The sequence below is a fragment of the Spirosoma profusum genome (genome assembly GCF_014699005.1).
Lineage (GTDB): Bacteria > Bacteroidota > Bacteroidia > Cytophagales > Spirosomataceae > Spirosoma > Spirosoma profusum.
Genome location: NZ_JACWZY010000002.1, coordinates 23,029 through 36,008 on the forward strand (window position 1 = coordinate 23,029; position 12,980 = coordinate 36,008).

Consider the following 12,980-nt stretch of genomic DNA (forward strand, 5'->3'; position numbering starts at 1 on the left):
CCATTCTTGGCTCTATTCTAATTGCGACTTTACCGTGCCGAGCACAGGTAGCTTCGGTTACGCTTACTTCCAGTAACGATATAGCCTGCTCAAATTTAAGTTCTACGTTACAAGCTCTATCTTCCTGCAATGAGTCCCTTACCTACTTATTTGCAGGACCCAATGGCTTTAATGAAATCAATACAACAGGCTCCGTGAACGTAACGGTAAGCGGTGTTTTCAGCGTAACAGTAACTAATGATGCTGGAACGTGCGTTGCTAGTAATACAGTTTTAGTAGGTAGCAGCTTGCATCCGGATTATCAGTCCTTAGTTGATTTTTACAACTCAACGGGCGGCCCCAACTGGACGAATAAAACAGGATGGATAACGAATTGTGATCCTTGCAGCGGATGGTTTGGAATAACTTGTACAGAAGGTAGAGTAACAAGCTTGTCAATGACCTCAAATTCTGGCGTTGGGGTAATAGTTTAAAAGGTACTTTCCCATCAAGTATTGGCGGTTTAACGGAGCTTAAAAAGCTGATTTTACCATATAATTATGGCGACTTTAATGGAACTATACCAAGTAGCTTTACCGCTCTCAGTAAACTGCAGGAATTAAACTTATCCTTCAACGGATTTAGTGGAAGTATTCTTGACAAGCTGACTGGATTGACTCAATTAGAAAATATAAACTTGTCGTATAATAGTTTTAGTGGAACTATACCTGAAAATATTAACGCGCTGACAAAATTAAAAGGGCTTAATCTTTTTGCCAATAGAGTGTTTCCGGATTCGCCAACTGGAATATCGGGTACAATTCCTGCTAGTCTTGGCGAGCTAACAAGTTTAGAGAATCTATTCTTAGGTTATAATCGACTATCTGGTTCAATACCCTCTGGATTGGGTCAACTAGCCAATCTGAGAATACTTATTTTAGCAAGTAACCAATTAACCGGCAGCATTCCGACTAGTCTAGGGATTCTTGTTAATGTAAGAAGTTTTGATTTAAGTAGAAACCAATTAACAGGTAGTATTCCGACAAGCCTTGGTAATCTAACTAATGTTGAATCTATTGATCTGAGTGTCAATCAATTAACAGGAGAGATTCCAGTTACGCTGGCCGGGTTAACTAAGATGTGGTCTTTACTATTGTATTACAATCAACTCTCCGGTCAAATTCCTGCTTTTCTTGGTACGTTACCTAATTTGTCTCAAATGCACTTAAGTAACGTGAATTATGGATAAAGGCGTTTTTGAATGGGCACCACAATGGAAGGCTTTTGATCGTAAAAACAATAGGCAATCAAGCCGCCTAACACGTTAGTCTGGCCATTGACCGCACTCCGATGCCGGGTATGCTCTGTATCAAAGACCGAGGTGAGCAGGTCATTGACCGACTCAATGAGTCCCCGTTTGCGTAGATTCACTTTAGCGCTTAAGGGTATCAATGTATTTTTCATCCGGCGCCGAAGTTTAGTGATAAGCTGCAAACCGCGTGCGTAGAAGTCCGCAAACAGGTTCGTTAAGTAGCCTCGGTCTCCGAAACAGGACCCTTGTAAATCCGCTAAGAGTTCTGGTAAGAGACTTTTGTTGTTGTCGGCTACATTACCCGGAGTGAGTACAAAGTTGATTAGCTCCCCATACTGATTGATGACTAAATGGGCTTTCAGGCCATAAAACCAGCCCATTGACGATTTGCCGCGAGCAGCCATACCGGCAAAGACCTTGTTAGTGTGGATACGGTGATTGTCGCAAACGGCCAGCGATTTGCTATCGACGATGTAGAAGCCGGTTCGGCGTCCCTGGGCGCAGAGCCATTTTAAGAGCAGAAACAAACCTGGTAGCAGGCGGGGCATGCGGGCCACAAACCGTTCGTAGCTAATCAGATGGGGGAAGTAAGTCTGCATCTGAGCTTCGACCCAATGCTCATAGTAATACTGGAAGCATTTGGCTCCTGAGTGATGGTAGAAAATAGTGATGGCTAACATCTCGCTGTCGCTCAGGGTTGATGGCCGGCTTGTGGGCAGGCAATTGTGTTGGGTTTGCCACTGAGTCAGGGCATTACAGAAATCATCACAAGTGATGAATATTTCGATGAGCTTGTTTGCTTTATCTTCGCGGAGCATAGGGGCAAAAGGGGAGAAATGATACTTAGCCGTACAAATCTCAACAACTTTTGCACTCTATGCGCTTTATATCAATGACTTACAATCTCCATTATCCATAATTCACGTTAAGTAACAACCAATTCTCTGGCTGTATTCCCTCATCACTCACGGCACTCTGTGGCAGAAACATTAATATTGATAACAACAATAATTTACCTTCTTGGATCGAATTCTGTTCTACCGGTGCCAACAGTTTAGTATCTATAAAAGATGGTAACTGGTTTGATTCGACAGTTTGGTCGTGCGGACGAGCGCCAACCATAAAAGATTACGTAACCATTCAGCATAGCGTATTAATTCCAGGCTCATTGTCTGGGCAAAGTCGGAAAATCATTTATGGAAACGGAGGACGACTTAGATATGGGGGAACTGGTAAACTGAGAATTGGTCAATAACTCCAATAAAATAGCCCGCTACGTAGCGGGCTATTTTATTGGAGGAAGTTATGATCAGAACCGCCAGCGGACAAAGGCTTCCATGGCTTCGTATTCGGCAAGGCCAAGGCGATTATACAGGCCAGCAGTAGCGCGGTTACGTTCTTCGGCGCGCTGCCAGAACTCCCGCGAGTCGGTGCCCTGATACACGACGCCATCTTTCTGCGACTGGTGTTTGAAAATACCCAACCGTTTCTTCATCACCTGATCGGGCGACATTGGTACGGCCATTTCAATTTCGTGAATGTCCCACTCGGCCCAGGCACCGCGATAGAGCCATACCCAGCAGTCTTTCATGAAATTCTTGTGTTTTAACCGGCGAACGGCTTCCAGCACAGCGTCCAGACAAACTTTGTGCGTACCGTGCGGGTCGGCAAGATCACCGGCTGCGTAGATTTGATGCGGTTTTACTTCCTCAATCAGCGCCATCGTAATCTTAATATCGGCTTCACTGAGAGGTTTCTTCGCCACGGTACCGGTTTCGTAGAAAGGCATATTCATGAAATGCGCGTTCTCGACTGGAATGCCCACAAAACGGCAGGTCGCTTTGGCTTCACCCATACGTATAAGGCCCTTAACGTAGCGTACTTCTGCCGAATCGACTTCACTATCTTTTTTCTCGCTCAGGAAAACCGCAGCGTCCTTAAAAATGCGCGTCGCTTCGGGGCTTTTGATACCGAATTTCGTGTTGAAATCCACTACGTAGTCAGCGAAACGTAGCGCTTCGTCATCAGCCACGGCAATGTTTCCAGAGGTTTGATAACCAATGTGAACCTCATGTCCCTGATCGCGTAGGCGCTGAAACGTACCACCCATCGAGATGATATCATCATCGGGATGGGGGCTGAAAATAAGGCAGCGTTTGTGAGCCGGAAGGGCGCGCTCAGGCCGATTGGTATCATCGGCGTTGGGTTTACCACCTGGCCAGCCCGTAATTGTATGCTGTAACTGGTTGAAAATGTCGATATTAATATCGTAAGCCTGCCCGTATTGCGCCAGAAGGTCGCTCATGCCGTTATCGTTGTAATCGCGGTCGGTCAGCTTCAGAATGGGTTTGCCAAGCGAAAGAGAAAGATACGTAACGGCTTTCTTCTTCATCTTGTTATCCCAAACCACCGAATCGACCAGCCACGGCGCTTTCATACGGGTGAGTTCCGAAGCGGCCGCTTCATCGATCACAAACAACGCATTTGGATGGGTTTGTAGATACGATGCCGGATTAACTTCCGTTACGTTCCCTTCTACGGCGCCACGAATAACCGGGGCTTTACGTTCTCCCCAGGCCAGGAGCACCACACGACGGGCTCCCAGAATACTCGCTACGCCCATGGTAATGGCTTTGCGGGGAGTTTTAGGTAATCCCCCAAAATCACCCGAAGCCGCAGCGCGGGTTGAGTTGTCGAGCATCATCAGGCGGGTATGGGAGTTGATTAACGAGCCCGGCTCATTGAAACCGATGTGCCCATTTCCGCCGATACCCAACAACTGGAAATCCAGCCCGCCAGCGGCTTCGATGGCCGCTTCGTATTGCTTGGCGAAGTCGGCTACCTTATCGGTACGTAACGTACCATCGGGAACGTGGTAATTTCCCTGCGGAATGTCAACGTGGTCGAATAATTGTTCCCGCATGAACCGCCAGTAACTCTGGATGGAGTCGGGTTCCATCGGGTAATATTCGTCCAGATTGAACGTAACAACGTTGTGGAAACTCAAACCCTCTTCCCGGTGCATCCGAATCAGCTCAGCATACACTGTTTTCGGCGATGAGCCAGTCGCTAACCCCAGAATGCAGGGCTTTCCTTCGCTTTGTTTTTGCCGAATCAGGTCAGCAATTTCCTGCGCCACCGCTCTGGAAGCATCTTTCGCGTCGGCGTAAATGTGGGTTGGAATTTTTTCGTAGGTGATGGCTGATTGAATAGGGCCACCGGTGGGTGTTGTACTCAACGATTGTCCGTCTGGAGCATCGAGTGCAGGCGATTCCGATATCATGCGCTACGTGAGGAAAAGGTAGAGCCGCAAAGGTCGGAAAAAAATAGGCTCGCTGTCCGATAATTTACCAAACGTAACGAAGATTCTTAAATTTTTTTATAAAGTTAATGGTATGCTACGTTGTTCACGAACGCGCCATCGTATCAGCTTTCGTAGCAGTTTCGAGCGATGACAATCCGTTTTGTTCAGTGATAATCCGATGAGTACCCGGAAAATGAATCGCCTGAACCTGATCGCGAAACATGAGTCGAAGTATCTCGCTGTAAATGTGTTGCTTCTCGTCGCCAAACCCAAACCGGAGTTCGATTTGCTGATACGCGTCAAATTCTTTGTGCCGGCCACGTAGCGGGCGATCTTTACCGCCGATATTGGCCGTTACGTTCAACTGAGCCCCCGGAAACAAATCCACTAAGGCACGTGACGTTTCTTCATCGACAGCGCAACGTAGCACCATACGGGTTGGTACCCACTCAAAAAGTGTTACGTCGCCACGCTCGAACAGTAACCGCATTTCCTGCCGATCCATGCGCCCGGTTTGGGTAAAACCGTGGTAAAAATTAACGAGTTTCCGGCCAGTAGTATCATCACCATATTCGACGATGGCCTGTACCTGATCTTCGATATCAGCACTATCGGGACGTTTCACAACCTGAGCGGCTTTAATGGTTCCATCGCCAAGCCAGCCCGCGAACATGTCGAAGAAGTGAACGCCATGCTCAATAAAAATACCTCCGCTTTTAGTCCGATCCCAGAACCAGTGTTGCGGACCAAGTCCTTCGTCACCCGCATAATTTTCGAAGTAGCCGTGCAGAAATTCACCTAATAGCTTTTTATCGATCAGGTGCTTGATTCGGGCGAACATCGGATTATAGCGTTGCATCAGGTTCGTTACCATCAGCAAGCCCTTTTGCCGGGCTGTCTCAATCATTTCACGCCCTTGTTCAGGATTTGTTGCCAGTGGCTTTTCGCAGATAACATGCTTTCCGGCGTTAAGAGCCATCATGGCCTGCTCGTAATGCAAAAATGGAGGTGTTGCAATGTAAATCAGATCAATGTCCGGATGGTTGACCAGTTCCTCAAGGCTTTCTAACTGTTCGGCTCCAAAGCGTTTGGCGGCCTTGATAGCTTCTTCGCGTTTCGAGCCGGCTATGGCTACCAATTTCGTGTGCGGAACCTGTAAAAATTGTTGGGCAGCAAATAAGCCAAATCCGCCCATGCCAATGATACCAAGACCAATCGTTTGATCTTTTGACGCGTCTGTTTCCATAAGTCGTTGGGTTGTACTCACCAAGACAACTGGACTAACCGCGTTTATGTTGGCAAATAGGCTGGATTTTAAAGCTATGTGAGAATCTGACCTAGCGATAACGTAGCAGGTTTGCCGATTAAACAGGCCTTACTCCACCGAAAATTTAACCAACCATTGCGCCACCGTAGCACTTGTTACGTTAAAGACCAGATTTGGAAAAATCCCCAGAACCAGAGCCATTATGCCAAGCGGAATGAGCAATAGTTTTTCACGAGACGTAAGATCAGTCAATGAAGTTTTAATATCGTGCCGCGACCAATAAGGGCCAAAAAACATGCGCTGGAGCGTCCAGAGAAAATAAGCGGCCGCCAACAGAATACCCGTTGTGGAAACAACTGTAAACCAGCCCGGCAACCAAACCGATTGAAAGCTGCCCATAAGCGTAAATAACTCACCCACAAAACCCGAGAAACCGGGTAACCCGAGCGAACCAAAGAAAGCAACTGTTGTCAACGTAGTATACTGGGGCATTGGCTGCATCAGGCCGCGGTAGGAATCGATACGTCGGTCGTGAGTACGGTCGTAAACGACCCCAGCAATCAGGAAAAGCATGGACGACAGAATACCATGGCTCACCATCTGATAAACCGCACCGTTGATGCCTTCTGCCGTTATCGACGCAATACCCAACAGCACAAACCCCATGTGTGAGACGGAGGAATAAGCGATCATTTTCTTGAGGTCGGCCTGCGCCAGCGCATTGAGTCCACCGTACACAATCGACAACGTACCAAGGCCCGCCAGTACTTCTGCGTAATGGGTCGCGCCATCCGGGAAAAACTGCCAGACGATACGTAGAAAACCGTAGCCTCCAATTTTGAGCAGTACGCCCGCCAGCACAACCGAAACAGGTGTAGGAGCCTCCACGTGGGCGTCGGGCAGCCAGGTATGTACGGGAACAATTGGTAATTTTATAGCAAAACCGATAAAAACAGCCCAGAAAGCCAGCCACCGAACGGGTAAGCCCATAAGAATGGGTTGCGAAGCCGGATTCAGAAAAGTGTCAGGTAAGTAATTGCCTCCGTCGCTTAAGTAGCGCATATCGAAGGTGTGAACAACTTGCGCGGGGCCGATACGACCGTTCTGAAGATAGGTTTGGAGGGTATGGATAAGATCGTCGGTTACTGCGCTCGGGTCTGTTGCCAATCCGGCTGCCACCGCCGTACTCACCGGATCCATGACCGACAGGTAAAGCCCGATCATCACCAGTAAAATCAGCAGTGACCCCAGCAACGTATAGAGGAAAAATTTAATTGAAGCATATTCCCGACGAGGCCCGCCCCAAAGTCCGATGAGAAAATACATCGGCAGCAGCATGAACTCGAAAAACAGGAAAAACAGGAAAAAATCGAGTGCCACAAAACAACCCATAATTGTTCCTGTCAGTAACAAATAGAGGGCATAATACGCCTTTTGACGATACGTAGTATTCCAGGAAGAGATTACGCCAATAAACATCACGACCGCCGACAACACTATCAGTGGCAAACTTATCCCATCGACACCAACCAGGTAATCAATAGACGTAACACCCAGTCGACCGAGTGATAAGGTAATCCAGTTAGCCTGTTCCAGCAATTGATAACCTGCTACGGTGGTATCAAAGTACGTATAGGCCGCACTCGCCAGTAACATTTCGATGAACGTAACAACCAGCGCAATCCACCGGAACCAGCTTGCCCGACTGTCAGGCAGCAGGGTTATCAGAAGTGAGCCGAGTAGCGGCAGAAAAATAAGTAATGAAAGCAGCATACGTAACGTGGGGACTCCACACAATATCTGAAAAAACGAGCCAGAACTCGTGTTATAGCAGCCACCAAAGTATGAGCAATAGCCCAACCACAGCAGCCGTAATATAGGATTGGACGCGCCCGTTCTGGACGTAACGTGTCACTCGACCAATCCGACTAACCAGCCAGGCCAATCCATTTACCAGACCGTCAACACCCAGTCGGTCAAAACCATATGTGAGATGCGCCAATACCACCGTTGTTATCCCAGCGCCATTTACCACTTTATCTACCCCGCGTTGGTCAGTCCGGTTTAGAAGTGTTGCCAGTTTTTGGGTAGGAATAATAACAAAGTACTGATACCACGTATCAATAAACCCGTAATACACCGAAAGGCGGACGTAGCGTTGATTGGGAGATGGCTCCTGCAACCGAAATCCGAGCCAGCCACCAGCTAGAACCAGCGCAATAGAAACCGGCGCCAGCCAAATAGGATGACTTTCGTCTTTCGGTTCAAAAAGTCGATACGCCCAGCTTGCATCCGCTGAAAATGGATTCACTGAAAACCAGAACCAGACTGATAAGCCAGCCAGCAGAACAATGGGCCCCCGCATCAGCCAGTCTGGCTCATGGGTTTGCTTCAGACGGACCAGTTTGTTCTGATACGACCCAAAAAAAATCAGTTTCAGTTGGCGGACCATGTAAAATGCTGTCATTGCCGATGACAGCAGCAGCAGTATGGGAATGATAATTAGCATGCCGCTACGTTGCTCACTCGCCCAGTGAAACGCACCGCCCAAAATCGCTTCTTTCGACAAAAAACCGGCGAAGAATGGGACTCCAGACAAGGCAGCCGCGCAAATAGCGTAGGCTACAAACGTTATAGGTAGCGTTTTTCGAAGACCACCCATCTGGCGCATATCCTGCGTATGAACCGCGTGAATGACCGCCCCGGCACCAAGAAACAGGCCAGCTTTAAAAAAAGCGTGCGTCAGCAAATGAAACAAAGAACCTGCTACGTTGCCCGTTCCCATACCCGCCACCATCAGCCCCAGTTGTGAAACCGTCGAAAAAGCAAGCACTTTTTTAATGTCCGTCTGGAAAACAGCCGAATATCCGCCCCAGATGGTTGTAATAGTGCCCACCAACGTAACGATCAGTAGTGCGTCGGGCGAAAGAAGCGGATGGATACGAGCCAACAAAAAAATGCCAGCGGCAACCATCGTAGCTGCATGAAGCAGGGCCGACACAGGTGTAGGGCCTTCCATAGCATCAGGTAACCATGTCAGCAGTGGGAATTGGGCAGATTTTCCAACGCAACCCATAAACAGACAAACACCGAGTATGGTAAGCGGCAGGATGCCGTTCTGGTGGGCTGCCAACGTAGCAAGTTCGAGCGTATCGAACTGGTAATACGTTAGAAAAATGCCGAGAAGGAAGCCCGCGTCGCCAATCCGGTTCATGAGAAAGGCTTTTTTCGCAGCTCGGGTGGCAGCCAATCGTTCGGCGTAGAAACCGATAAGCAGGTACGAAGCCAGACCAACCAGTTCCCAGAAAATATAAAGCACCAGCAGATTACCCGCCAGCACGATACCAAGCATGGCTCCGATAAACAACTGGAGCGAAGCGAAATAACGGCGTAATTTCGGCTCATCATGCAGATACGAAAGTGAATAAATCTGAACGAGCAGCGCAATGAAGTGTACCAGCACCAGCATCACTGTTGTAAGCGTATCGACCTGAAAACTAAGCCCAAACGATACGTTCGACAACACGGCCCACTTAAGCTGAACGATTTCAATCTTGGCTGGTTGGTGCAATGCCAAATAAACGGACAACAGTAAACCAACACTACTTAAGCTCACGGCCAGCCCACCCGCCATTCGTCGTCCGGCGATTGCCGATGCCAGAAAACCTGCAAAGGGCAGCCCTAGCAACGTAGCAATCAGCACAGGAAATGATAAAGACATGGCAGGCGGCATCCGGTGAAACGTAATTCCGGCGCAAATATCCCGATTCTGAAATAGGGAACCAAACGACTTTTATGCGGTTTTTAACCAGCCTGTTATGCTGAGACGTTCGCGGGTGGCGGGCAGGACTTCATGTTCGAGCCGAGCGCTTTCGAAACAGACGAGCCGTCCACCTGTAGGATTTATGGTTATCGGCTGTTCGCTACGTTGCTCATTAGCTGGCAAATAGAGTACTAACTGACCGCCATCAGCTTCCTTCCAGTATGTATTTAAGTAGCAGATCACTGAGAGCTTTCGGCGGGAATCGGTTCGAAACTGGTCGAGGTGGCGTTTGTAGAACGTACCGGTTGGATAAAGAGCGTAGTGACACTCAAACTCGCAGAGGCCCAGGTAGCAGGTTCGGTTTACGTACGCTATGAACGTATCGATCCGGTTCAGGAAAGCCGATTCAGCCGACGTAGCAGTTGTGCTATCGAGCCACAAAATTTCGTCGCCACGTATTGCCGTTTGAACCGTTAGCTGCTGATTACCAATTCCTGCTGCCCGAAACTGCCCCGCCGTTTTACGTTGGTGCAGCTGATCAGCAAGGGCTGCTACGTCAGAACCGGTTAGAAAATCGTCGGCAATTCCGTATCCACTGGTCAGAATGCCTTCAATTATGGTTTCAAATTGTTGAATTGTCTGTTCGTCGATTGTATCCATTGGTAATATGGTAGGCTCCGGCTGTCGGTTGTAGCTACCGAGTTAGTTGCTAGCGCGACTTCGACAGCCGGAGCCTTTACTGACTAATAATCTTAACTGCACTCCCCCTCATAACGCGGTCGTCGGCTTTCAGACTGTTCAATACGCCCAGTTCTTCGACACGTTTGGCCGACATGCCTAATGCTGCCATAATCTCCTGAAAAGTACCATCACGAGGAGCCGTTTTGATAACCACGCGCTCAGGCTTTCGATTGAGTTTATCCGGATCATTAAGCAACCGAAAATTGGTAGCCACCTGCCTAAACGAAGGGAACGAATTGTTGAAATCGGCCGCCGACGACAAACCGTGGAGCGCATAAATTGCACTATTATATTGAATGAGCCACGTACCAATTTGTAACGTCGTTTTCGGGTCGGGAGTTTGCTGCTGGCCCTGCTGTTGTTGCTGCTGTTTTTGTTGCGAAACCAGTACGTAGGCTGGAATACCGTTTATCGTCGTTTTACTGTTTTCCAGTACGTTCAGACTTAGTTCCTTCACCAGCGTCTGCGCGGCTTCATCCAGCGTATTTCCCTTCGCTGGCATCAGAATCATGGCTGACTTTCCATCTTTCGGAGCCATCTGAAATTGTGCCGGTGAATTCTGATGCTGCCAGCCACTCGGCACCGGAAACTGGAATTTCAGGATAGGATGATAGAACGTATTATTTTCTACAAAACCTTGCTTTGGATCTTCGCCATAAATGATGCCGTCAATCATTTTCAGGTAAGAATCTCGGTCGGTTTGGTACGTAGCAGGGTGTTGGGCCTGGTATTCTTTCGCCATATCATGCACTTTATTGAAACGGTTGCCGGGGTCGGGATGGGTCGACATGAACTGAGGAACAGCCTGCCCGGAATTATCCTGAATTCGCTTAATAGTTCCGAAAAAATTAGCCATCTGGTGTGCATCGTAGCCGATTTTGCTGGAATATTCGACGCCAATTTTATCAGATTCGGACTCGTGCGCTCGGCTGTATCCCAGCATAGCCAATTGCAAACCTTGCGAAGCAGCCTCGGTAAATTGGCCGGTTTTATCCAGAAATACTGAACCTAAAATCAGTCCGGCAGTACCGAATAGCTGACTGGTTTGCTGACGAGCCGAATGGCGGGCAGTTATATGACCAATTTCGTGCCCCAACACACCCGCAAATTCGGCCTCGTTGTTGAAATGAGCCATGATGCCGCGCGTAAAATAAACGTAACCACCGGGCACGGCAAAAGCGTTGACAACCGGCGAATCGACAATATAGAATTGATACGGTAAGTCGGGGCGGTGCGAAATTTGCGCCATCGCTTTCCCCTTCTCATTAATGAAATCCTGAAGCTTTTTGTCTTCGTAAAGCCCCATCGTTGCCACCACCGACGGATGCGATTCTTGCCCAAGTGCAATTTCCTGTTCTTTCGACATCAGGATAACTTCCCGCTTGCCCGTTACGGGGTTGCGCGAGCAGGCTGAGATGAGGAGTAAACCGGCTAATAAAACCGTTTGCGGCCAAAAAGTGAATAGTTTCATAAGGCTAGGAGTAGTGATTTTGGTAATGTGTTGTTAATGATTTTCTTGTCATGCTGAAGCACGAAGCATCTTAACGTATCATTAATCTCAGGTCAGGATACCTTAAGATGCTTCGTGCCTCAGCATGACAAAAAACGCTGCATAAAACTGGGTGCGATATAGCAAAATAGGTCGGGTTTGTACAAACGTCTGTCATGTGCAGGCGAATGTACCTAAGTCGGAAAACGTAGATTTTCCATTCAACCTTCTTACTTTGTACTTATTCTTCAAAAATTGACTCATGGCCGTAACGGGTATAAATCGGTATTTCAGATTGTGGAAACACATCGCTAATCCGGGTGAATATGCATTTAACAAAGGAGAACGTAGCAAACGCGACCTTGTTTTCACGACCCGACCTTTATCGATAAAATTTCGGGTTCCTGAAAGCCTTTATCAGCTTTTCAAAGAGATATTCATGGCCGATGTATACGAAATCGATACGTTGGTTCGTGAATTACCTCCTTCACCTGTTGTACTCGACATTGGCGCCAACGCCGGTTTTTTCCCGATTCAACTTCTGTCGAAAATCGACAAGGCAATTATTTATGCCTACGAACCAGTGCCTGCCAACGTAGCGGCTTTTGAACAAACTGTCAGCCAAAATTCGCGGATGGCTCAGAGCGTTCATCTTTTTCAGAAAGCTGTCACGGGTAAACCACTCGACAACCTGGAATTGTTCATGGAATCGGCCGGAAAGAATCAGGTTGTCGCATCAGTATTTTCGGATTTTCATGAAAATAACACCGAGAAAATAACGGTTCCCTGCACTACGTTAACCGACATTATTGAAGAAAATAACCTTCAGAAAATCAATTTGTTAAAGCTGGATTGCGAAGGCAGTGAATACGATATCATTTACAACACATCGTCTGAACTGGTGAAACGAATTGACCGAATGATTGTCGAAGTTCATGATTTGGATGACAAGCGAAATAACATAGCGAGTTTCAATCAATACGTTCAATCACTCGGATACGTAACAGATTACGAACCAATCAATTCCTTTTGCTACGCGCTGACGGCGATACGGAAGTGAAGAATCGATTTTTTGTCATGCAGAGGAACGAAGCATCTTAAAATTCCCTCACTCTCAAATCAGGA

At 47.8% G+C, this 12,980-nt stretch carries 9 protein-coding genes; 2 read left to right on the plus strand and 7 right to left on the minus strand.

Going from position 1 to position 12,980, the window contains the following annotated elements:
* Positions 1–652: 652 nt before the first annotated feature.
* Positions 653–1,228 (plus strand): hypothetical protein, encoded by a 576-nt coding sequence (locus IC229_RS02520; protein ID WP_190885357.1) that lies wholly within the window; start codon positions 653–655, stop codon positions 1,226–1,228.
* On the opposite strand, the gene IC229_RS02525 is transcribed toward IC229_RS02520, so the two are convergent.
* From IC229_RS02525 to IC229_RS02555, 7 genes are all read right to left on the minus strand, one after another.
* The gene (locus IC229_RS02525; protein ID WP_190885358.1) at positions 1,219–2,109 is read right to left on the minus strand and encodes an IS982 family transposase; all 891 of its coding nucleotides are present in this window, start codon (positions 2,107–2,109) and stop codon (positions 1,219–1,221) included. The two genes, IC229_RS02520 and IC229_RS02525, sit on opposite strands and share 10 nt — an antisense overlap.
* Positions 2,110–2,600: 491 nt before the next feature.
* Entirely contained in the window at positions 2,601–4,574 is a 1,974-nt protein-coding gene (gene nagB / locus IC229_RS02530; protein WP_190885359.1) for a glucosamine-6-phosphate deaminase, read from the minus strand.
* A gap of 124 nt (positions 4,575–4,698) precedes the next feature.
* On the minus strand, positions 4,699–5,841 hold the full coding sequence (locus tag IC229_RS02535; RefSeq protein ID WP_190885360.1) for a Gfo/Idh/MocA family protein: 1,143 nt from the start codon (positions 5,839–5,841) through the stop codon (positions 4,699–4,701).
* A gap of 129 nt (positions 5,842–5,970) precedes the next feature.
* Positions 5,971–7,635: a complex I subunit 4 family protein gene (locus IC229_RS02540; protein WP_190885361.1), complete on the minus strand. Its 1,665-nt coding sequence runs from the start codon at positions 7,633–7,635 to the stop codon at positions 5,971–5,973.
* Positions 7,636–7,687: 52 nt separating this feature from the next.
* Complete coding sequence (locus IC229_RS02545) at positions 7,688–9,583, minus strand: NADH-quinone oxidoreductase subunit 5 family protein (protein WP_223833827.1); 1,896 nt, start codon at positions 9,581–9,583, stop codon at positions 7,688–7,690.
* 72 nt (positions 9,584–9,655) lie between these two features.
* Entirely contained in the window at positions 9,656–10,285 is a 630-nt protein-coding gene (locus tag IC229_RS02550; RefSeq protein WP_190885363.1) for a 2OG-Fe(II) oxygenase, read from the minus strand.
* Positions 10,286–10,361: 76 nt separating this feature from the next.
* Complete coding sequence (locus IC229_RS02555) at positions 10,362–11,837, minus strand: M48 family metalloprotease (RefSeq protein WP_190885364.1); 1,476 nt, start codon at positions 11,835–11,837, stop codon at positions 10,362–10,364.
* 280 nt (positions 11,838–12,117) lie between these two features.
* Between IC229_RS02555 and IC229_RS02560 the strand changes: the two genes are divergently transcribed.
* Positions 12,118–12,915 (plus strand): FkbM family methyltransferase, encoded by a 798-nt coding sequence (locus IC229_RS02560; RefSeq protein ID WP_190885365.1) that lies wholly within the window; start codon positions 12,118–12,120, stop codon positions 12,913–12,915.
* Positions 12,916–12,980: the final 65 nt, after the last annotated feature.

Coding starts and splice junctions, on each gene's coding strand:
- IC229_RS02535 (WP_190885360.1), bottom strand. CDS start 5,841: ATGGAAACAGACGCGTCAAAAGATCAAACGATTGGTCTTGGTATCATT.
- IC229_RS02540 (WP_190885361.1), bottom strand. CDS start 7,635: ATGCTGCTTTCATTACTTATTTTTCTGCCGCTACTCGGCTCACTTCTG.
- IC229_RS02550 (WP_190885363.1), bottom strand. CDS start 10,285: ATGGATACAATCGACGAACAGACAATTCAACAATTTGAAACCATAATT.
- IC229_RS02560 (WP_190885365.1), top strand. CDS start 12,118: ATGGCCGTAACGGGTATAAATCGGTATTTCAGATTGTGGAAACACATC.
- IC229_RS02545 (WP_223833827.1), bottom strand. CDS start 9,583: ATGTCTTTATCATTTCCTGTGCTGATTGCTACGTTGCTAGGGCTGCCC.
- IC229_RS02525 (WP_190885358.1), bottom strand. CDS start 2,109: ATGCTCCGCGAAGATAAAGCAAACAAGCTCATCGAAATATTCATCACT.
- IC229_RS02555 (WP_190885364.1), bottom strand. CDS start 11,837: ATGAAACTATTCACTTTTTGGCCGCAAACGGTTTTATTAGCCGGTTTA.
- nagB (WP_190885359.1), bottom strand. CDS start 4,574: ATGATATCGGAATCGCCTGCACTCGATGCTCCAGACGGACAATCGTTG.